This is a genomic window from Ruminococcus flavefaciens (genome assembly GCF_900119075.1).
GTDB lineage: Bacteria > Bacillota > Clostridia > Oscillospirales > Ruminococcaceae > Ruminococcus > Ruminococcus flavefaciens_Q.
Genome location: NZ_FPIP01000012.1, coordinates 32,110 through 54,182, shown reverse-complemented (window position 1 = coordinate 54,182; position 22,073 = coordinate 32,110). Strand labels below are relative to the sequence as shown.

General features: G+C 48.0%; 15 protein-coding genes. All 15 read left to right on the top strand.

Annotation, left to right across the window (positions count from 1 at the left end; translation table 11 throughout):
- Positions 1–99 precede the first annotated feature (99 nt).
- Positions 100–3,804: a phosphoribosylformylglycinamidine synthase gene (locus BT105_RS14245; protein WP_072301350.1), complete on the top strand. Its 3,705-nt coding sequence runs from the start codon at positions 100–102 to the stop codon at positions 3,802–3,804.
- A gap of 623 nt (positions 3,805–4,427) precedes the next feature.
- The gene (glgA, locus tag BT105_RS14240; protein ID WP_072301349.1) at positions 4,428–5,882 is read left to right on the top strand and encodes a glycogen synthase GlgA; all 1,455 of its coding nucleotides are present in this window, start codon (positions 4,428–4,430) and stop codon (positions 5,880–5,882) included.
- Between the two features lie 444 nt (positions 5,883–6,326).
- Complete coding sequence (locus BT105_RS14235) at positions 6,327–7,268, top strand: DUF1963 domain-containing protein (protein ID WP_081367930.1); 942 nt, start codon at positions 6,327–6,329, stop codon at positions 7,266–7,268.
- 49 nt (positions 7,269–7,317) lie between these two features.
- The gene (locus tag BT105_RS14230) at positions 7,318–7,977 is read left to right on the top strand and encodes an HAD family hydrolase (RefSeq protein WP_028515377.1); all 660 of its coding nucleotides are present in this window, start codon (positions 7,318–7,320) and stop codon (positions 7,975–7,977) included.
- Positions 7,974–8,216: a hypothetical protein gene (locus BT105_RS14225; protein ID WP_072301348.1), complete on the top strand. Its 243-nt coding sequence runs from the start codon at positions 7,974–7,976 to the stop codon at positions 8,214–8,216. The genes BT105_RS14230 and BT105_RS14225 overlap by 4 nt, the downstream gene beginning before the upstream one ends.
- Positions 8,217–8,449: 233 nt before the next feature.
- The gene (gene trkA / locus BT105_RS14220) at positions 8,450–9,808 is read left to right on the top strand and encodes a Trk system potassium transporter TrkA (protein ID WP_072301347.1); all 1,359 of its coding nucleotides are present in this window, start codon (positions 8,450–8,452) and stop codon (positions 9,806–9,808) included.
- Between the two features lie 33 nt (positions 9,809–9,841).
- Complete coding sequence (locus tag BT105_RS14215; protein ID WP_347497076.1) at positions 9,842–11,266, top strand: TrkH family potassium uptake protein; 1,425 nt, start codon at positions 9,842–9,844, stop codon at positions 11,264–11,266.
- Positions 11,267–11,339: 73 nt separating this feature from the next.
- Positions 11,340–12,593, top strand: a complete 1,254-nt coding sequence (locus BT105_RS15160) for a leucine-rich repeat protein (protein ID WP_081367929.1) — start codon at positions 11,340–11,342, stop codon at positions 12,591–12,593.
- Between the two features lie 32 nt (positions 12,594–12,625).
- Positions 12,626–15,439, top strand: coding sequence for a leucine-rich repeat protein (locus BT105_RS15155; RefSeq protein WP_177243999.1), 2,814 nt, complete (start codon positions 12,626–12,628; stop codon positions 15,437–15,439).
- A 187-nt stretch (positions 15,440–15,626) separates the two neighbouring features.
- Positions 15,627–16,043, top strand: a complete 417-nt coding sequence (gene rpsL, locus BT105_RS14185; protein WP_019680939.1) for a 30S ribosomal protein S12 — start codon at positions 15,627–15,629, stop codon at positions 16,041–16,043.
- Between the two features lie 226 nt (positions 16,044–16,269).
- A complete protein-coding gene (gene rpsG, locus BT105_RS14180) occupies positions 16,270–16,740 on the top strand; it encodes a 30S ribosomal protein S7 (RefSeq protein ID WP_028515382.1) in 471 nt (156 codons plus the stop codon).
- A 24-nt stretch (positions 16,741–16,764) separates the two neighbouring features.
- Complete coding sequence (fusA, locus tag BT105_RS14175; protein WP_072301345.1) at positions 16,765–18,843, top strand: elongation factor G; 2,079 nt, start codon at positions 16,765–16,767, stop codon at positions 18,841–18,843.
- Positions 18,844–19,011: 168 nt separating this feature from the next.
- Positions 19,012–20,211, top strand: a complete 1,200-nt coding sequence (tuf, locus tag BT105_RS14170; RefSeq protein ID WP_028515384.1) for an elongation factor Tu — start codon at positions 19,012–19,014, stop codon at positions 20,209–20,211.
- Between the two features lie 96 nt (positions 20,212–20,307).
- Positions 20,308–21,219 (top strand): ATP-binding cassette domain-containing protein, encoded by a 912-nt coding sequence (locus tag BT105_RS14165; RefSeq protein WP_072301344.1) that lies wholly within the window; start codon positions 20,308–20,310, stop codon positions 21,217–21,219.
- Positions 21,212–21,946, top strand: coding sequence for an ABC transporter permease (locus BT105_RS14160; protein ID WP_072301343.1), 735 nt, complete (start codon positions 21,212–21,214; stop codon positions 21,944–21,946). The genes BT105_RS14165 and BT105_RS14160 overlap by 8 nt, the downstream gene beginning before the upstream one ends.
- Positions 21,947–22,073: the final 127 nt, after the last annotated feature.

Below are 22,073 nucleotides of genomic sequence, written 5' to 3'. Positions count from 1 at the left end.
ACGGGCTGATGTGGGCATCAGCCCCTACAGTTCGTTCCGGCATATTTCATTGCTAATTACGCATTACGCATTATGAATTATTTGAAGGGAGACTGAATTATGTCCGTATTCAGAATTTACGTTGAAAAAAAGCCTGAATTTGCAGTTGAAGCTCAGTCCGTGCTCAGCGATATAAAAACTGCGCTCAGACTTAACATTTCGGGAGTCCGTATCCTCAACAGATACGACGCAGACAAACTCAGCGAGGAGGATTTCAAGGCTGCTATAAGCACCGTTTTCTCAGAGCCTGCCGTTGACGTTGTTTACGACGAGCTCCCACCTGTATCAGAGACAGACCGCGTTTTTGCCGTTGAGTACCTCCCAGGTCAGTTCGACCAGAGAGCCGACAGCTGCGAGCAGTGTATACAGATACTCCGTCAGGGAGAGCGCTGCCGCGTGAGAAACGCAAGGATATACATAATCTCGGGTATCATCAGCGACGAAGACTTCGCTAAGCTCAAGTCCTACATCATCAACCCCGTTGAGAGCCGCGAGGCTTCACTTGAGACTGTCAAGACTCTCGATACAAACTACGATATCCCAACTACAGTAGAGGAGCTTGAGGGCTTCATCAACCTCAATGCATACGGTCTCCACGCTTTCGTTGACAAGTTCGGTCTTGCCATGGACTATGACGATATCAAGTTCTGTCAGGATTATTTCCGCAACGAGGAGAAGCGCAACCCCACTATCACCGAGATACGCATGATAGATACCTACTGGTCTGACCACTGCCGTCATACCACATTCCTCACCAATGTAGAAAACGTAAAGATAGATACTCCTTATATAAAAGATACATACGATATGTATGTGAATGTCCGCAAGGAGCTGGGCAGAACGGACAAGCCCATGACTCTTATGGACCTTGCTACCCTTGCTGCAAAGAAGCTGAAGGCTGACGGAAAGCTTCCCGACCTCGACGAGAGCGAGGAGATAAACGCTTGTTCCGTAAAGATAAAGGTGGATATAGACGGTCAGCTCGAGGACTGGATACTCATGTTCAAGAACGAGACTCACAACCACCCGACTGAGATAGAGCCTTTCGGCGGTGCTGCTACCTGTCTGGGCGGCGCTATCCGCGATCCGCTTTCGGGACGTTCTTACGTATATCAGGCTATGCGTGTAACAGGTGCGGCTAATCCTCTCGTTCCTGTTGAGGATACTATCGCAGGCAAGCTCCCGCAGAGAAAGATAACTCTCGGAGCTGCCAACGGCTACAGCTCATACGGCAACCAGATAGGTCTTGCTACAGGTCACGTTGCAGAGGTATACCACCCCGGCTATGTTGCCAAGCGTATGGAGATAGGCGCAGTTCTCGGAGCTGCTCCTGCTGAGAATATCCGCAGAGAAAGACCTGAGCCGGGAGATATTGTTATACTCCTCGGCGGCAAGACAGGTCGCGACGGCTGCGGCGGAGCTACAGGCTCATCAAAGTCACACACACTTGAATCCCTCGAGCACTGCGGCGCAGAGGTACAGAAGGGTAATCCTCCCGAGGAGAGAAAGCTCCAGAGACTGTTCCGCAACCCTGAGGTTACAAAGATGATAAAGCGCTGCAACGACTTCGGTGCAGGCGGCGTTTCAGTTGCTATCGGCGAGCTGACTGACGGTCTCGTTATCAACCTCAATGCAGTTCCAAAGAAGTACGACGGTCTGGACGGTACTGAAATTGCTATTTCCGAGTCTCAGGAGAGAATGGCTGTTGTCATTGCTCCCGAGGATAAGGACAAGTTCATGGAGGAGGCTGCCAAGGAGAACCTTGAAGCTACCCTCGTTGCCGATGTTGTTGAAGAGCCACGACTCAAAATGGTATGGAACGGCAACACTATCGTTGACCTTTCACGCGAGTTCCTCAACTCAAACGGCGCTCCCAAGTATACAGACATAGAGGTAGAAGCTCCTGCATTCGCAGCTGATGATGATATCGCAGACAGCGCAGATTCATGGACTCAGCTCATGTCAAACCTCAACGTATGCTCACAGAAGGGACTTATAGAGAAGTTCGACTCAACTATCGGTGCAGGCACAGTCCTCATGCCTTTCGGCGGAGTATACCAGATGTCTCCCTCACAGGCTATGGCTGCAAAGATACCTGTATTAAAGGGTGAGACCAATACCTGCTCGCTCATGGGCTGGGGCTATAACCCCGATATATCCGAGAAATCTCCTTACCACGGCGCAATGCTGGCTGTTATCGAGTCTATCGCTAAGGTAGTTGCCGCAGGCGGTACCTACAAGAAGTGCTGGCTCACTTTCCAGGAGTATTTCGAGAGAACTCGGAACGATCCAAAGCGCTGGGGCAAGCCAATGGCTGCACTTCTCGGCGCATTCAGGGCTCAGCTTGAAATGGGCTGCGGCTCTATCGGCGGAAAGGACTCAATGTCGGGTACTTTCGAGAACATCGACGTTCCGCCTACACTGGTTTCATTCGCAGTTTCCACTGCTACGGCAGATAAGGTAGTTTCCACAGAGTTCAAGGGCTCGGGCAATACAGTTATCTCTATCATTCCCGAGTACGACGAGAACGGACTTCCAAAGTGGGACAGCATAAAGGCTTGCTTCGACAAGGTAGAGCAGATAATCAAGGACGACCGCGCAAACGCTATCTGGACTATCGGCTACGGCGGATTTGCAGAGGGTATCGCAAAGATGTGCTTCGGCAACAAGATAGGCTTCGAGTTCACAACAAGACTCAGCGCTAAGGAGCTCTACAAGCCATGCTACGGCGCATTCATCATCGAGCTCAAGGGCGGCGCAAAGAGCGGCGAAAACATCATCGGTAAGACTATCTCCGACTACAAGATACTCTCTATGGACTACACAGTGAGCCTTGACAACCTCCAGAGAGTATGGGAGGCTAAGCTGGAGCCTGTATTCCCGTGCCGCATAAAGACTACGGATACAACTCCCCAGACATATTCTTCACCTAACCGCATTCAGCTTTCAGCTTCGACAAAGATAGCAAAGCCGAGAGTTCTTATTCCTGTATTCCCAGGTACAAACTGCGAGTACGATACTGCAAGAGCCTTTGAAAAGGCAGGCGCCAAGGCTGAGGTAGTCGTTATCAGAAACCTCTCCGCAGGCGATATCGAGGAGAGCGTAAGATACTTCGAGAGCGCAGTAAGACGTTCCGAGATTGTTATGATACCGGGCGGATTCAGCGGCGGCGACGAGCCCGAGGGAAGCGGCAAGTTCATTACAGCATTCTTCCGCAATCCCAAGATAAAGGACGCAGTTCACGACCTCTTAAAGAACCGCGACGGTCTTATGCTGGGTATCTGCAACGGATTCCAGGCTCTTATCAAGCTGGGACTCGTTCCATACGGCGAGATAATCGACATGGCTGACGACGCACCTACACTTACATTCAATACCATAAACCGCCACCAGTCCATGATGGTAAATACACGTATCGCCTCAAACAAGAGCCCATGGCTCTATGGCTGTGAGGTAGGCGATATCCATACAGTTGCTATCTCACACGGCGAGGGACGCTTCGTAGCTCCTGCAAGTCTCATTCAGCAGCTTGCAAACAACGGTCAGATAGCTACACAGTACGTTGACCTTGACGGCAACCCAACAATGGATATACGCTACAACCCCAATACCTCTATCGAGGCTATCGAGGGCATCACTTCACCCGACGGACGTGTATTCGGTAAAATGGGACACTCCGAGCGTAAGGGCAGCTATATCTGCAAGAACGTTCAGGGCGAAAAAGACCAGAAGATATTCGAGAGCGGAGTTAAATACTTCACATGATGAAAAAAGGACAGCTTCGGCTGTCCTTTTTTAGCCCTTAGCCTGTTGGAGTGGCGTTTCGCCGCCCGTGCCTTACAATGAGATGATAAATGACGCGCTGTAGGGGCAGATATTATCCGCCCGTGTAGATGTGCCGTAAGCGATGTACGATTATCGGTGTTGATAATAGTGAGCGAGTTTACGAGCGACAACGTGGCAAGGGGGCGCAGGCTCTGCGCCCGTGTATGACAAACCACGTTTATTTCGGGCGAACACTGTTCGCCCCTACAAATGGCATTTTATTTGAAACGGGTATAACGGGCGACGGGACGTCGCCCCTACACAAACTAATTACTAATCACTATCAACTGATAATTTATTAATAATAATTTTTGAATTTGGCTTAATCAACAAATAAATGTCAATACTATTGTTGATATTCACAGTGTTTCTGCCGGCTGTGCAATGTTCATATTTTTGTGTTGACTAATACTATTATTTAGTATATAATAATAAGTAGATTAAAGTTATAAGTGATTAGTGATTAGTAATCAAAAAATCGTATGGAACAGACGACAAAGGCGGCTTATGCCAAAACTAATCACTAAAAACTAATAACTAATAACTAAAAAGGGAGATATGCTATGAATAATATATTGTTTGCCGCTTCAGAGTGTGTACCATTTATAAAGACAGGCGGACTTGCTGACGTTGTAGGCGCACTTCCGCAGTATATCGACAAGAACAACTACGATGTAAGAGTAATTATGCCTTACTACACCTGCATACCCGATAAGTACAGAAGCGAATTCAAGTACGTTCATCACTTTTATATGGACTACGGCATGAGAAGCGAGGGGGTTCATGTCGGCATTATGGAGTATGAGTACAACGGCATAAAGTTCTATTTCGTTGACAACGAGTATTACTTCAAGTGCGATACTCCATATTCATCAGACCTTAAATGGGACATCGAGAGATTCACTTTCTTCTGCAAGGCTGTACTGGCTATCCTGCCTGTTATCGGCTTCCGTCCCGATATCATACACTGTCACGACTGGCAGTCGTCACTCATTCCCGTTTTCCTGCACTCTGCCTTTGCTACGAACCCGTTCTTCAGTGCAACAAAGACGATAATGACTATCCATAACCTGAAATTCCAGGGCGTTTGGGATATAGACACATTCCGCTACAATACGGCTCTGCCCGATTATATGTTCACTCCCGATAAGCTGGAGTTCAACAAGAACGCAAATATGCTCAAGGGCGGTCTGGTCTATGCTGACTACATCACCACGGTCTCCGAGACCTACGCCGAGGAGATAAAATACCCCTTCTACGGCGAACAGCTTGACGGACTTCTCCGTGCAAGGTCAGCTTCACTGAGGGGAATCCTCAACGGTATCGACTACAAGGTATACGATCCTGCAAAGGACGAGAAGATATTCACACCGTTCACAGCCAAGAACTTCAAGACCAAAAAGGTTGAGAACAAGACGAAATTGCAGGAACAGCTGGGACTTCCCGTTGACAAGGACAAGTACATGATGTGTATCATATCACGTCTTACCGACCAGAAAGGACTTGATCTCGTTAATTACGCTATGGAGCGTATCTGCGACGAGAACACTCAGTTCGTGATAATAGGCACAGGCGATCCCAAGTACGAGAATATGTTCAAACACTATCAGTGGAAGTACCCCGAGAGAGTCTCCGCAAATATCCTCTACAACGACGAACTTGCCCATAAGCTCTATGCGGCAGCGGATACAGTTCTCATGCCGTCCCTGTTCGAGCCCTGCGGACTTACACAGCTCATCGCTCTCCGCTACGGAACTCTGCCTATAGTACGCGAAACAGGCGGACTCAAAGACACAGTCCAGCCATATAACGAGTTTGACGGAACAGGCAACGGCTTCTCATTTGCCAACTTCAACGGCGACGAGATGCTGAACACTATCAACTACTCCAAGAGAGTGTACTACGATAACCGCAAGCAGTGGGACGCAATGGTACAGCGAGCTATGGAGCAGGACTTCTCATGGAACAGCTCAGCCCGTCAGTACGAGGGTATGTACAGCTGGATGATAAACTGGTAATAATTCTAAAACATATTATAGGGAGTGAGGGCGGATCCATTCCGCCCTTGCTGATTATCTGTAGGGAACGGCTTCCTCGGCGTTCCATGTAAATGTGCTGTAAGCGATGTACGATTATCGGTATTGATGAGAGTGAGCGAGTTTACGAGCGGCAACGTGGCAAGGGTGCAGCGTCACGCTGCCGTGGCAAGGGGGCGCAGGCTCTGCACTGTAGGGGCTGATGCCTAACAGGCACCCGTACCCTCTGTCAGCTCTGCTGACATCTCCCTGTACTACAGGGAGTCCCCCGCATCAGCCCGACCAATTGTTACGTAAATCAACGGGGCGATGTAGGCATCGCCCCCTACAATGCCTTGAATCTATATGCAAAGGGAACAACGGGCGAACAATGTTCGCCCCTACAAATTAATCACTAACCACTGACTACTAAAACGGAGAAAAAATATGCTTAATGATGACGAAAATGAAAAACAGCTCAGCGATGAAGTGAAAGCCTTTGCCAAGCTTTATTCCGAATTTGAGGCTAAACGCGAGGAATGGGAAGAAAAGGACTACGTTGAGGAGCTCATTGCAAAGGGACACCCCGAAACTGCCGAAAAACTGAAAAAGTACAGGCACAATATCATATCTATCGGAGTTAAGAAAACTCCCGAGGACGGCATACCCGTGGGAGCAAGCAAGATAGGCGGACTTCCCGACCTGCCGCCCGATATCGAATACCCCACTATGACAGGCTATACCATGCGCGTTAAGGGCAAAAGCGAGACCAAGACCTGCGGAAAATCAGCTATGCACCTCGTTATGCAGATAAATCTGCGCGAGCTTGCCGAAAGCGGCGCGGATACCGAGGGGCTTTTCCCGAAAACAGGTATGTTTTATCTGTTCTGGAGCGGCGAGTATGACTATACCCTGTTCGACATTGACAATGAGTATCGCTTTGTAAAGCCTGACGAGCTCGAGCTTGCTCATATAAACAAGGTCATCTGGTGGGATGGGGATATGTCAACGCTCAGACGTACTCAGCCGTCTCTGCCCTATTATGAAGAAGTCAATGACGAGGACAATGGTATCTTTGACGAGACTTGTCACGAAACAATGATAGATTTCTGGCAGGAATACGACTATGAACGCAATGCAGCTTATGAGATAGAAGACCTCATGGATATTTTAGAGGACGCCGACGAGTATGATTTTGTCAGCCGCGACGATAAGATATTCGGTATACCGAGCGGCGCTAACGCTCCACAGCTCGGTGACGACCAACTCCTGCTGTTACAGCTCGATTACTCGGTAGGCTGTATATGGGAATTATTCTGGATAATGGACAAACAGGACTTCATCGACCGCAAATTCGACAATATACAGCTGGACGCAGACTGCGACTGATGATCAATTCCAAATTATACAGGTTAATTATAAAAAAGGATAAGATACAATGTTAAAAGGCGCAATATTCGATATGGACGGTCTTATGATAGACACCGAAAAGCTCTATCTTAAATTCTGGATACAGTCCGCAAAGGACTTCGGCTATGACATGAAGCCCGAGCACGTCTACGCTATCCGCAGTATGGCGAGAAAATACTCTATCCCTACGCTGAAAGGCTTTCTCGGCGAGGACTGTCCTACCGAGGAGATAAGAGCTCACCGAACCGAGCTCATGGCGGAGTACATAAACGAGCACGGACTTGAAGTGAAAAAGGGACTTTTCGAGCTCCTGTACTATTTAAAGGGCAGGGAGATAAAAATGGCTGTGGCAACGGCAACTCCCAGAAGCCGAACAACGGAATATCTGGAAAAGATAGGAGCGGCGAAGTTCTTCTCGGCGGTGATATGCGGAGACATGGTGGAAACAGGCAAGCCTGCCCCCGATATATACCTGACAGCGGCAAGGGAACTGGGACTTCCGCCTGAGGAATGTGCGGCATTCGAGGATTCTCCCAACGGCATAAAGGCTGCCCACGCCGCAGGCTGTCACGCTATAATGATACCAGATATGACTCAGCCCGACGACGAGATAAAGCCGCTTTTGTCGGCAGTTTACGAGAATCTCGGGCTTGCTGTAGATTATTTTGAAAGGAGCTTCGGCGAATGAGCGTTTCCGAGATATTTGAGATACCCAAGTTCTATTACTTCGAGAGCGGCAACGACTTTTCGGGGAGCAAGGGTGACTTCTCCTATAAGATATGCAACGGCGATGTATTGAAGTGCATGACATGGCACGGCAGGCTCTGCTCCATGAAAGCGGAGATAGAGCATGAGGCGGAGTTCGAGCGCACACAGGAGGGATTCGACGCCATGATAAAATGGCTGGAGGAGCAGTATAAAGAGTGAGTAGTGAGTAGCAGTTGGCGCAGGCTCTGCGCTGTAGGGGCTGATGCCTACATCAGCCCGACTAATTTATACGTAACCCAACGGGGCGATGTGGACGTCGCCCCTACAAACTAATCACTAACAACTAATAACTATTAAAAAGCATTGACAAAATCATGCAGTGGGTTTATAATTATATTGAATAAATATATCTGCTGATAACAGTATTTTTAGCTATATTTTACGGAGGAGTTATGGATATTATAATCGTAGGCTGCGGCAAGGTGGGAAGTGCTCTCGCCGAGGTGCTCAGCGATGAACACAATGTTACCATAATTGATAAAAAGGAATCTCTTGTTGAGGCTGCCTCAAACGATTTCGACGTAATGGGCATCGTCGGGAACTGCCTTCAGACAGAAGTTCTGGAGGAGGCTAATGTTGCAAAGGCAAATATAATCATAGCTGTAACAGCTTCTGACGAGGTAAACATTTTGTCATGTCTTATTGCAAAGCGAATGGGCGCACGTCACTGTATCGCCCGTGTCCGCAGTCCCGAATTCGATAAACAGCTGGTATTCATGCGTGAGGAGCTTGGTATCAGCATGATGGTAAACCCCGATTACAACGCTGCAAACGAGATAGCAAAGGTTCTGCGCTATCCCGAGGCTATCAATATCGAGTCCTTTGCCAAGGGCAGAGTTGACCTTGCGGAGATACGCATAACCAGCGGCAGTATCCTTGACGGCGTGGCTCTCAGCCAGCTCTCGAGACGTCTCAGACTGGACGTGCTCATCTGCGCAGTACAGCGCGGTGACGAGCTCACTATCCCTAATGGTAATTTCGTGCTCCGTGCAGGAGACAAGATACACATGACCGCTTCTCACAGCAATATGGTCAAGTTCTTCAAGAGCATAAGCGCCGCTTACCGCGAAAAGCGCGTAAAGCAAGCAGTTCTTATCGGCGGCGGACGAGTTGCCTATCATCTGGCTCAGCAGCTCATTGAAATGGGTGTCAAGGTCAAGATAATCGAGATAGACCGCGAGCGCTGTCTGGAGCTCTCCGACAGGCTCAACAAGGTGGATATCTCCTGTGCCGATGGTACTGACCACGATATCCTCGAGGAGGAGCGCGTTTACGACGCCGACGCTGTAGTCACACTGACAGGCATCGACGAGGAGAATATCCTTCTCTCGCTCCTTGCCAAGAACAACGGCGTTGACAAGGTAGTCACCAAGGTAAACAGAATGTCTCTCATGCAGCTTTCGGACACTCTCGACCTTGACAGTATCATCTCGCCAAAGTCTATCACGGTAAATCAGATACTCCAGTACGTTCGTGCAAAGCAGAATTCTCTCGGAAACAACGTAACTACGCTGTACCGACTGGTCAATGACAGGCTGGAGGCTATAGAATTCGTTGTCCGCGACAAGAAGGAATACGTTGATGTTCCTCTGAAAAAGCTCAAGCTCAGAAGCGGTATCCTTATCGGAAGTATCGTAAGAGGCAACGAGCTCATTATCCCAAAGGGTGATGACTGCTTACAGGTCAACGACAGCGTTGTGGTAATAACCACTACAAAGGGTATGCACGACCTCAGCAATATTTTCGACTAAGGAGTGCATTTCGGTTAAACTATGAATTACAGAATGATATCTTATATTATGGGACAGATACTTAAGGTCGTCGGACTTTTTATGCTTCTTCCCATAATAGTGGGCTTTATTTACGGGGAACACCATGTTGTGACCTCCTTCGGCATACCGTTTCTCATAACTATGGCGATAGGATTCGGCTTTACGATAATAAAGCCGAAAAACAATCAGGTCTATTCAATGGAGGGCTTTGTGAGTGTTGCAGCTTCATGGGTGACCATGTCCTGCATAGGCGCTCTGCCTTTCGTGATATCAGGGGAGATACCCGACTATCCAAGCGCTCTCTTTGAGACTGTGTCGGGCTTTACTACCACAGGCGCTACCATACTGGAAGATGTCGAGGCTATGTCACGTTCATGCCTTTTCTGGCGAGCCTTTACCCACTGGCTGGGCGGTATGGGAGTCCTCATGTTCGTGCTGGCTATCATGTCCAGCAACGATGTTCGTACTATGCATATGATGAGGGCTGAGTGCGCAGGTCCGAAGGTAGGACGTCTTGTGTCGAAATCACGCTTTTCCGCAAGAATACTCTACGGCATATACATCACTCTCACCGTATCCGAGGCGATACTCCTGCTCTGCGGCGGTATGCCTCTCTATGACGCCATTCTGCACGCCTGCTCATCGGCAGGTACAGGCGGCTTCTCCATGTGGGGAGACAGCATAGGTCATTACGACAGCGTTTACATAGAAATGGTAGTGGCAGCGTTCATTATCCTTTTCGGCGTAAATTTCAACCTTTACTATTATCTTCTCATCAGAAAGTTCTCAATGGCTTACAAGAATGAGGAGGTAAGGACGTATTTCGGCGTGATAATAGCCGCTACAGCTATTATCGCCATTAATGTACACAAGCTTTACGACGGAGTAGGCGATACCCTGAGACATACCTTCTTTATGGTGGCTTCCACCATAACCTCGGCAGGCTTCTCCACCACCGATACGGCGAAATGGCCTGAATTCTCGCAGACTCTGCTGCTGATGCTCATGTTCGTGGGCTCATGCGCAGGCTCTACAGGCGGCGGTATGAAGGTATCGCGTATAATGATACTTATAAAAACAGGCATCAAGGAGCTGAAATATATTACAAATCCCCGTGCAGTAGCTACTGTCAAAATGGACGGAAAGCCTGTGGAAAAGGACGTAGTGCGCGGCGTGAGCAATTATCTCATACTTTTTATGACGCTCATGTCAATATCAGTGCTTCTGATATCGCTCAACGGCTTCCATATTGACGAATCGCTTTCTGCGGTCATAACCTGCATGAATAATATCGGCTTCGGCGTGGGACGCTTCGGCCCTGCAGGAAATCTCGGCGGACTCAATGCATTTTCAAAGGTGGTTCTCTGCTTTGATATGCTTCTCGGCCGTCTGGAGATATATCCGCTGATAATGCTGTTTGTTCCGAGAAGAAGATGATAATGCAGCGGAGCGTGGGGACGTTCCGCTGTTTTATTAATACGTAAAAAGATTAAAATGGGAGGAATTTAACATGAAAAAATTTGTTGCGGCAGCTCTTTCAGCTGCTATCTGCATGGGAGCTGTATCGGCTCCGAGTGTATGCGCGGTAACTACGGATATGGGCGGTATATCCGCTGAGGACATCAGAGTTGCCGATTCAGGCAAGTGCGGTGTCGACGCTTACTGGAACTTTGAAAACGGCAAGCTCACTATCACGGGAAACGGCGAAATGGGAAAATGGGACAGCGCTGGCGTTACTCCATGGGCAAGCTTGCGTGATAATATAAACACTATCGAGGTAGGCGAGGGTATTACAAAGATAGGAATGTGCGCTTTTTCCAACTGCGTAAAGGCAACATCGGTAAAGCTGCCTCAGAGTCTTATTACTCTTGAAACGAATTGTTTTGAGGACTGTGACAGCCTTGAAAGCATTGAGCTGCCAAGCGGACTTACAACTGTTGGTTCGTATTGCTTGAAGAACTGCAATAATCTGAAAAGAGTTGTCGTGCGCAGTCAGACCTGCAAGTTCGTAGGCGGTAAAGACACCATAAGCAATGATACCGCCAACAGAAACAATAAGTACACAGGCGTTATCGTGGGATATCCCGGCTCTACAGCTGAGGCTTACGCCAACAAGAGCGGCTATAAATTTGAGAATATAAACAGCAGCACTCCTCCGACTACTACCAAAGCAACGACTACGACAACGACGACAACGACTACTACGACCACAACCACAACGACTACCACCACAACAACAACAACTACTACTACTACAACAACAGCTACAACTACCACAACAACACCTAAGATAAGCATCGGTATAAGCAAGAAGGTCATCAAGGTGGGCGAGACTGCTGACGTTTACACAGACGGCTGGACAGTCAAGAGCGTGGAGTCGTCTGCACCTTCCGTTGCTGAGGCAACAGCAAAAACCGTAAAGGGCATATCAGCAGGTACTGCAACAATAACCTTCTACACCACCGAGGGCTATAAAACACAGATAACTGTCACTGTTACAGGCGAAGACGGCTTTAAGCTCGGCGATGTTGACGCAAACGGCGCAGTAAACGCTGTTGACGCAAGCTATGTTCTTGCAGAATACGCAAGCACATCTACAAATCATGCTCCGAGCTTTGCAGAAGAGCAGGCTGCGGCGGCAGATGTAAACAAGGACAGCGCAGTAAATGCTGTTGACGCTTCCTATATCCTCTCTTATTACGCTTATAATTCAACAGGCACAGGCGATAAGAAGTCCTTTGAGGACTACATGAAGCAGAACTGAGCCTTTGACGCTATCGAAATGGAGAGGTATCGATGAAGAGAATATTAGCTGCCGTTATGGCAGCAGTAATGAGTATATCCGCAGGAATATCCGCGCCTAAGTCTGTTTCTGTGGCGCTTTCTCCTCAGATGAACATAATCGAGGACAGCAGAGTGGAGGAATCGGGCAAGTGCGGCGTTGACGCCTACTGGGAGCTCAGCGGAGACAGACTTGTCATCACGGGAAACGGCGAAATGGGCTATTGGGATACTCCTGACCGCACCCCGTGGGGAAAGATAAGGGACAGGATAGGCTCGGTAGAGATAGGCGAGGGCATAACCAGTGTGGGAACCTGCGCTTTTGCAAGCTGTACAAGGATATCCTCGGTAAAGCTGGCGAGTACGGTAACTGACCTGAATATGAGCTGCTTTGAGGAGTGTAAAAGCCTTGGCAGTATAGAGCTGCCTGCTTCTGTGGCGGTTATCGGTCTGAACGCATTCAAAGCCTGTTCTGCACTGAGGAATGTGACAATACGCAATCAAAGCTGCCGTATCATAGGCGGCAAGCCAACTATTTCAAACAGCGCCTCTATAGGACAGTCCTCATACGGCGGTTCTATAAGCGGCTACAAGGGCTCGTCTGCGGAATCATATGCTTCAAAAAACGGCTATAATTTCATTTCTCTGGGCGATGCGCCTGCAACAACAGCGCCTCCGCCCAAGACTTCAACAACTACTGCAAAGCCCACAACGACCACAACTACTTCAACAACATCTACTACTACAAAAAAGACAACTACTACCACGAAAAAGACTACTACAACTACCAAAAAGACCACAACAACGACTACAACGACCACTACCACCACAACTACAACAACTACTACAACCTCCACAACGACTACTACAGCACCCTATGTGGTCAGTGTAAGTGCGAAGATAGACATCGGCAGCTACCCCACCAAGACTGTCTACACGGTTGGCGACGAGCTTGACCTCAGCGGCGGCGTTCTGCTCCGCTCCTACAGGGAGTTCTACAGCGACGGCAGCTATCAGGATACGGTTCTTGAGCCTGTGATGATGAAAAACGCTTCATACAGAATGAACCATATCAATATCAGCAAGTCTGATTTTGACAGCAGCAAGGCGGGAGTCTGCACCATTTCCGTGATGTACTATTATCAGGACTCTATAGCCTCTACTGATTTCGAGGTAGAGGTAAGACAGCCTGAAACGACTACAACCGTCACCGAAACTACCACAACTGAGACGACTACTGCCACGACTACCACGGCTGTACCGACAACTACAGAGACTACCACGACAGAGGTGCGCGTTATAAGCGTAAGCGCAAAGCTGGATATCGGCAGTCTGCCCTACAAGACTACATACACCATAGGCGACGAGCTCGACCTCAGCGGCGGTACTGTGCTCCGCTCATACAGGGAGTTCTACAGCGACGGCAGCTACAAGGATACGGTGCTTGAGCCCCTCAGCATGACGGAGGCTTCATACAGAAGAAACCGCGTGAATATCGTAAAGTCTGACTTTGACAGCCTTAAGGCAGGTACTCAGACCATATCCGTAAGCTATTACTATCAGGATTCCATTGCATATGCCGAATTCAATGTGGAGGTAAATCCTGCCGTTATTACTACATCTACAACTGCTGAGGAGCAGATAACCACCACAACTACGGCTAAGGACAACCGCTTCACTGCGAGAGTCGAGGTAATGGAGCTCCCTTATAAAATAGTATATACCGTTGGCGAACAGCTGCAGCTTGCAGGACTCAGAGTGAATGTATATCATACCTACGGTGAAAACGAGGAGCTCATCAACAAGAACGAAGAGGTCATCGCCTTCCCCGAAAAGTATGAGGTAAGGGATTACGACAGCAACAGGATAGGTCCTCAGCGCCTGAAGCTCAATTATAAGGTATATAATGAAGAAGTGGGTGAGTGGGTAACGGCTTCTGCTGATTTTGAGGTAAGAGTTGAGGAGACAACAACTACAACCACCACCACCACGACTGCAACTACAACGGAAACAACGACTACAACCGCAAAGCCTGCTGATTTCAGCATTGAAATGGAGATAACCGAGAATCCTTACAAGCTTGAGTATAACCAGTTCGACAACAATATAGAACTGGCAGGAATGCGGATAAATCTGTGGCGTATCGAGGAGAACGGCGAAAGACATCAGATCCTTTGGAATCAGTCCATTCTGGAACTGCCCTATGGTTATGGATATTCTGTAATGGATATAGACAGGAACAGAGTGGGACGTCAGCGCATAACCGTTACAGTTGCAACTTATAACTATGAGCTTGGTAAGGATGTTTCAGACTCTCACACATTCTTTATTGAGTATAGACCTGCAATTATTACAACGACAACAACAACTACCACTACTACAACTACGACAACAACTTCAACTACCACTACTACAACTACAACTACCACTACAACTACAACAACCACAACATCGACGACTTCAACTACGACCAAAACCACAGCATCGACCACAGAAAAGCCTAAGACTACCACAACAACCACAACAAAGGTCACAACGACCACGACTGCACCCGTTACTACCACAACAGTCCCTCAGCCTTCTAAGGTGAAGCTGGGCGACGTGGACGGCGACGGAAAGGTAAATGCTGTAGACGCAAGCTATATCCTTACAGAGTACGCAAGCACCTCTACAGGTCATCAGCCAAGCTTTGACAAGGATAAGCGCGAGGCGGCTGACGCAGACTTCAACGGAAAGGTAAATGCAGTGGACGCTTCTATAGTTCTTTCCTATTACGCTTACCGCGGAAGCGGCGGAACTATCGCTGATATGAGAGAATGGCTGAAATAATAGCTAAGTCTCAAGGTCTAAATTACAGACAATAATAGGAAAAATCACGAAAAACAATCAAAAAGGACGGCTTTTTAAGGTATCCCCTTGACAAGCCGCCCTTTTTTAGGGTATAATAATCAATGCGCGGATTCTATACCCTTTTATAGGTATATGCGCACTATATTTAATGAAAAGGAGGAAAAATATGCCTACATTTAACCAGCTCGTACGTAAGGGAAGAAAGGATCTTGAGACAAAGTCTACAGCTCCTGCTCTCCAGAAGGGCTACAATGCTAAGAAGAAGACTCAGATCGACCTCAGCTCACCTCAGAAGAGAGGCGTTTGCACAGCTGTAAGAACTGCTACACCTAAGAAGCCTAACTCAGCTATGAGAAAGATCGCCAGAGTTAAGCTCACAAACGGCTACGAAGTAACTTCTTACATTCCAGGTATCGGTCACAACCTTCAGGAGCACAGCGTCGTTCTTATCAGAGGCGGACGTGTTAAGGATCTCCCTGGTGTGCGTTACCACATCATCAGAGGTACTCTCGATGCTCAGGGCGTTGCTAACCGTAATCAGGCTCGTTCCAAGTACGGTGCAAAGAAGCCTAAGCAGAAGTAAGATACTTCTCATCAGTCAGCGGCTGGCTGTATAAACAATGCCGTTCATTCATTAATATAGGATAACTACTACCGCAGGGTAATGCGGAGATCATATAGATTTATTCGATTGATCCTCTGCATTGGCTCCTGACACACCTGTCGGCGAAGCAAAGCCCACAGGGCAGTAACCGACAAGGTTTGAGTACCTATGAATTCATTAATCTATATGAAGGAGGGAAGCGAAAATGCCAAGAAGAGGTAAAATCGCAAAGCGTGATGTATTACAGGATCCTGTATACAATTCAAAGCTCGTTACACGTCTGATCAACAATATCATGTTAGACGGTAAGAAGGGCGTAGCGCAGAAAATAGTTTACGGTGCATTTGAGATCGTAGCTGAAAAGACAGGCAAGGACGCTCTTGAGGTGTTCCAGCAGGCTATGGAAAATATCATGCCTGAGCTTGAGGTAAAGGCTCGCCGTCTCGGTGGTGCTACTTACCAGGTTCCTATGGAGGTTCGTCCTGAGAGACGTCAGACTCTCGGTCTCCGCTGGATCACAAAGTATTCCAGAGAGAGAAACGAGAAGACTATGAAGGAAAGACTCGCAGGTGAGATACTCGACGCTCTCAACGGCACAGGCGGTGCTTGCAAGAAGCGTGACGATACTCACAAGATGGCAGAGGCAAACAAGGCGTTTGCTCACTACCGCTGGTAAGCGTCTTTGTAAAAGGAGTAAATTATGTCAAGAGATTGTTCACTTGAAAATACAAGAAATATCGGCATAATGGCCCACATTGACGCAGGTAAGACCACTACCACAGAGCGTATCCTTTTCTACACAGGTGTTAACCACAAGATCGGTGAAACACACGAAGGTTCCGCTACTATGGACTGGATGGAGCAGGAGCAGGAGAGAGGTATCACAATTACTTCCGCTGCTACTACTTGCTACTGGGCAGGCCACAGACTTAATATCATCGACACTCCTGGCCACGTTGACTTTACAGTTGAGGTTGAGCGTTCACTCCGTGTACTCGACGGCTCTGTAACAGTTCTCTGTGCTAAGGGCGGTGTTGAGCCACAGTCTGAAACCGTTTGGAGACAGGCTGATAACTATAAAGTACCCCGTATGGCTTATGTAAATAAGATGGACATTATGGGTGCTGATTTCTATCATGTTATCGACATGATGAAGGACAGACTCAAGTGTAATGCCGTTCCGATCCAGCTCCCTATCGGCGCTGAGGACTCATTCAGAGGTATCATCGACCTCGTTGAGATGAAGGCTTACATTTATACAAACGATCTCGGTACAGATATCAAGGTCGAGGATATCCCCGACGATATGAAGGAGATCGCTCAGAAGTACCACGATGAAATGGTTGAGCACGTTGCTGAGCAGGATGAGGCTCTTATGGAGAAATACTTCGAAGAGGGCGAGCTTTCTCAGGACGAGATCAAGACCTGCATCAGAAAGGCTACCATTGCTAACCACATGGTTCCTGTAACATGCGGTACTTCATACAAGAACAAGGGCGTTCAGAAGCTCCTCGATGCTATCATCGACTATATGCCTTCTCCGCTCGATGTTCCGGCTATCAAGGGTGTTAACCCTGATACAGATGAGGAAGAGGAAAGACCTTCTTCTGATAACGAGCCATTCTCAGCTCTCGCATTCAAGATCGCTACTGACCCATTCGTTGGTAAGCTTGCGTTCTTCCGTGTATACTCAGGTGTCGTAAATCAGGGTGATACAGTTCTCAACGCTACAAAGGACACTAAGGAGCGTTTCGGCCGTATCGTTCAGATGCACGCTAACCACAGAAAGGACCTCACAACTGTTTACTCAGGCGATATTGCCGCAGCTGTTGGTCTTAAGAATACAACCACAGGTGATACACTCTGTGATGAAAAGCACCCGATCATTCTCGAATCCATGGAATTCCCTGAGCCTGTTATCCAGCTCGCTATCGAGCCTAAGACAAAGGCAGGTCAGGAAAAGATGGGTATTGCTCTCGCAAAGCTTGCTGAAGAGGATCCTACCTTCAAGACATGGACAGATGAGGAAACAGGTCAGACTATCATCGCAGGTATGGGTGAGCTTCACCTCGATATTATCGTTGACCGTCTCCTCCGTGAGTTCAAGGTCGAGGCTAATGTTGGTGCTCCTCAGGTTGCTTATAAGGAAACTATCAAGGGCAAAGCTGACATCGACTACAAGTACAAGAAGCAGTCCGGTGGTTCAGGTCAGTACGGTCACGTTAAGATCCGTGTTGAGCCTAATGAGTCAGGTAAGGGCTACGAGTTCAAGAACGCCGTTGTCGGCGGTTCTATCCCCAAGGAGTATATCCCTGCTGTTGACGCAGGTATCCAGGGCGCTATGAAGGCTGGTATCCTTGCCGGCTACGAAGTAGTTGACGTTAAGGTTGAGCTTTACGATGGATCATATCACGAAGTTGACTCGTCAGAAATGGCATTCAAGATCGCTGGTTCTATCGCTTTCAAGGAAGCTCTCAAGCAGGCTAACGCAGTTCTCATGGAGCCTGTTATGAAGGTTGCAGTTATCGTTCCTGATGATTACCTCGGAACAGTTATCGGTGACCTCAGCTCTCGCCGCGGACAGATCCAGGGACAGGAGTCAAGATCAGGTTCTATCCAGGTCGACGCTCTCGTACCTCTTTCAGAAATGTTCGGTTATACAAGTGATCTCCGTTCCAACACACAGGGACGCGGTCAGTATACTATGGAGCCTCACAGCTATGAGGAAGTTCCAAAGAGCATCGCTGAAAAGATCATGGCTAACAGAGCTAAGAACTAATTGAATATTCCGCCCGTTTTATGCGGAAACTTGTGTAAAACGGGCAAAATTTACAAAATCATGTGGTTCAGCTAATATTTTTTTACTGAAACACTTGAATTTACCAAAATAATCTGGTATAATAATATATACAGATTTCTGAAATCTATTCTAAGGAGGAATTTTCCAATGGCTAAGGCTAAATTTGAAAGAACCAAACCCCATGTAAACATTGGTACAATCGGACACGTTGACCACGGTAAGACTACTCTTACTGCTGCTATCACAAAGACTCTCGCTCTGAAGGGTCAGGCTCAGTATGAGGCTTACGATATGATCGATAAGGCTCCAGAAGAGAGAGAGCGTGGTATCACAATCAATACAGCTCACGTTGAGTACGAGACAGACAAGCGTCACTATGCTCACGTTGACTGCCCTGGTCACGCTGACTACGTTAAGAACATGATCACTGGTGCTGCTCAGATGGACGGCGCTATCCTCGTTGTTGCTGCTTCTGATGGCCCTATGGCTCAGACAAGAGAGCACATCCTTCTCGCTCGTCAGGTTGGCGTTCCTGCAATCGTTGTATTCATGAACAAGGCTGATCAGGTTGACGACGAAGAGCTCCTCGAGCTCGTTGAGATGGACATCCGTGACCTTCTCTCAAGCTATGACTTCCCTGGCGATGATACTCCTATCATCAAGGGTTCTGCTCTTAAGGCTCTCGAAGCTCCAGATGATCTTAGCGATCCTGCTTACAAGCCAATCCTCGACCTCATGGACGCTGTTGATGAGTTCATCCCAAGCCCTGAGAGAGACGATGCTAAGCCATTCCTTATGCCTATCGAGGATACTATGACAATTTCCGGTCGTGGTACTGTTGTTACAGGTAGAGTAGAGCGTGGAAAGCTCAACGTAAACGAGCCTGTTGAGATCGTTGGTCTTTCTGACGAGAAGCTCAACACAGTTGTTACAGGTCTTGAAATGTTCAGAAAGACTCTTGACTTCTGTGAGGCTGGTGATAACGTTGGTGCTCTTCTCCGTGGTATCACAAGAGATCAGGTTGAGCGTGGACAGGTTCTTTGTAAGCCAGGCTCAATTCACCCACACACAAAGTTCAGCGGTCAGGTTTACGTACTGAAGAAGGAAGAGGGCGGCCGTCATACTCCTTTCTTCAACAACTACAGACCTCAGTTCTACTTCAGAACAACTGACGTTACTGGTGTTGTATCTCTCCCTGCTGACAAGGAAATGTGTATGCCTGGCGATAACGTTGCTATGGACGTTGAGCTCATCACTCCTATCGCTATCGAAGAGGGACTCCGTTTCGCTATCCGTGAGGGTGGTAGAACAGTTGGTTCAGGCGTTGTTACAAAGATCAACGAATAATCTTTGATACTTTAATTATCAACGACTTTAGGCGGTCGTGCCAAGTGGCATGACCGCCTTTTTACATAATATCAATACAAAAGGCAGGGTACAAACATGGAATATGTTCTTCAGACTCAGCAGCTTTGTAAGAAATACGGAAAATTCAACGCTCTCACCGATTTTACCATAAATGTTCCCAAGGGCTCTATCTACGGTATGGTCGGAAGAAACGGCGCAGGCAAAACTACCCTTATCCGTATAGTTACGGGGCTGAATAACCCGTCCTCGGGAGAGTTCACTCTCTTCGGGACAAAGAATACCGACGCTGATATACTTGCAAAGCGCCGAAAAATAGGCGCTGTTGTTGAAACTCCGTCACTTCACCCCGAAATGTCCGCAAAGGACAACCTTATACAGCAGACCAAGGCACTTGGTATCTCAGATGAAAAGCTGGACGAGATACTAAAGCTTGTGGGACTTGGAAATACCGGTAACAAAAAGGCCAAGAACTTCTCCCTCGGTATGCGTCAGAGGCTTGGAATCGCCTTTTCTCTGGTGGGTGACCCCGAGTTTCTCGTTCTTGACGAGCCTATCAACGGTCTTGACCCACAGGGTATCATGGAGGTCCGCGAGATGATACTGAAGCTCAACCGCGAAAAGGGTATCACCATACTTATCTCCAGCCATATCCTTGACGAGCTCTCACGTCTTGCCACTCACTACGGATTCATCGAAAGAGGTCACGTCATCAAGGAAATGAGCGCCGAGGAGCTTGAACACGTCAGCCGCCGCTCTATCCACCTCAACGTCAACGATACTAAGCTTCTGGCAGAGGTTCTTGACGGCATGAAGGCTGAATACAGGATATATTCACCCAATGAGGCTGATATTTTCACTCCTATGCAGGTAACTCCTCTCGTTCTTGCGCTGAATGAGAAGAATTGCTTTGTTAACTCCATGACCGAGAGCCACGAGAGCCTCGAAAATTACTTCATGGGACTTGTAGGAGGTGTTCGCAATGCGTGAGTTACTGGCAGAAGGCTACAGAAGGCTTTTCAAGGGCAAGCGTTTCTACATTGTCCTTTCGGTTATCGTGGGATTTGCAGTACTGGTACTTTCCTTCGTGAAAGTGTTCGATTCCGACCATACAGCCCGTGCTGACGGTATGCTGTTTATGATGACGGGTACACTCCCACTCCTCATCAGTATCGCCGCAGGTCTGCTCATCGTGCAGGATTACCGCAATAACACCGTGAGAAACAAGATAATCATCGGTCATTCAAGAACAAATATCTATCTTGCAAACCTCATCGTTTCCGTCACAGTGGCAGTTATCTACCAGCTTGCATTCTGGCTCACAGTACTTGCACTGGGCTATATCCTGCTTCAGTTCGAGTTCTTCCCCTGCGCGGAAGTATTCGCAAATATGGGCATAGCTATCCTGATACAGCTCACATTCACTTCCATCATCGTATTCTTCTGCAATACCATGAAAAATGTTGGCGGATTTGTTATCTCGCTCATCATGCACGAGGTCGTACTGATGATGTCGCCGATAATGCTCCTTATCAGGAGTGAAAAGGTGCAGGACTTTATCGGCAACTGTCTCCCAAGCTTCCAGGTAAGCCTTGTTGAATACAATTATATGAAGTTCCCTGATGGACTTCCTGTGATACTCATTGCAGACGCATTGATTATCGTCGTTACGACTATTGGCGGAATCCTTCTCTTCAATAAGTCTGACCTTAAATAAGTATGATTTGTAGGGACGACCATTGGCCGTCAGTGGATTTAGATGATATTATAATAGCCGATGTGTAGGGGGCGATGCCTACATCGCCCCGAAGGCGCGGGACGCCGAGGGCGGCGTCCCCTACATT

What these genes read in the sequence shown, in the direction of transcription:
- BT105_RS14165 (WP_072301344.1), top strand. Translation starts at nt 20,308, where the DNA reads ATGGAATATGTTCTTCAGACTCAGCAGCTTTGTAAGAAATACGGAAAA.
- BT105_RS14160 (WP_072301343.1), top strand. Translation starts at nt 21,212, where the DNA reads ATGCGTGAGTTACTGGCAGAAGGCTACAGAAGGCTTTTCAAGGGCAAG.
- rpsG (WP_028515382.1), top strand. Translation starts at nt 16,270, where the DNA reads ATGCCAAGAAGAGGTAAAATCGCAAAGCGTGATGTATTACAGGATCCT.
- BT105_RS14245 (WP_072301350.1), top strand. Translation starts at nt 100, where the DNA reads ATGTCCGTATTCAGAATTTACGTTGAAAAAAAGCCTGAATTTGCAGTT.
- fusA (WP_072301345.1), top strand. Translation starts at nt 16,765, where the DNA reads ATGTCAAGAGATTGTTCACTTGAAAATACAAGAAATATCGGCATAATG.
- BT105_RS14235 (WP_081367930.1), top strand. Translation starts at nt 6,327, where the DNA reads ATGCTTAATGATGACGAAAATGAAAAACAGCTCAGCGATGAAGTGAAA.
- trkA (WP_072301347.1), top strand. Translation starts at nt 8,450, where the DNA reads ATGGATATTATAATCGTAGGCTGCGGCAAGGTGGGAAGTGCTCTCGCC.
- rpsL (WP_019680939.1), top strand. Translation starts at nt 15,627, where the DNA reads ATGCCTACATTTAACCAGCTCGTACGTAAGGGAAGAAAGGATCTTGAG.
- BT105_RS15155 (WP_177243999.1), top strand. Translation starts at nt 12,626, where the DNA reads ATGAAGAGAATATTAGCTGCCGTTATGGCAGCAGTAATGAGTATATCC.
- BT105_RS15160 (WP_081367929.1), top strand. Translation starts at nt 11,340, where the DNA reads ATGAAAAAATTTGTTGCGGCAGCTCTTTCAGCTGCTATCTGCATGGGA.
- glgA (WP_072301349.1), top strand. Translation starts at nt 4,428, where the DNA reads ATGAATAATATATTGTTTGCCGCTTCAGAGTGTGTACCATTTATAAAG.
- BT105_RS14225 (WP_072301348.1), top strand. Translation starts at nt 7,974, where the DNA reads ATGAGCGTTTCCGAGATATTTGAGATACCCAAGTTCTATTACTTCGAG.
- BT105_RS14230 (WP_028515377.1), top strand. Translation starts at nt 7,318, where the DNA reads ATGTTAAAAGGCGCAATATTCGATATGGACGGTCTTATGATAGACACC.
- BT105_RS14215 (WP_347497076.1), top strand. Translation starts at nt 9,842, where the DNA reads ATGATATCTTATATTATGGGACAGATACTTAAGGTCGTCGGACTTTTT.
- tuf (WP_028515384.1), top strand. Translation starts at nt 19,012, where the DNA reads ATGGCTAAGGCTAAATTTGAAAGAACCAAACCCCATGTAAACATTGGT.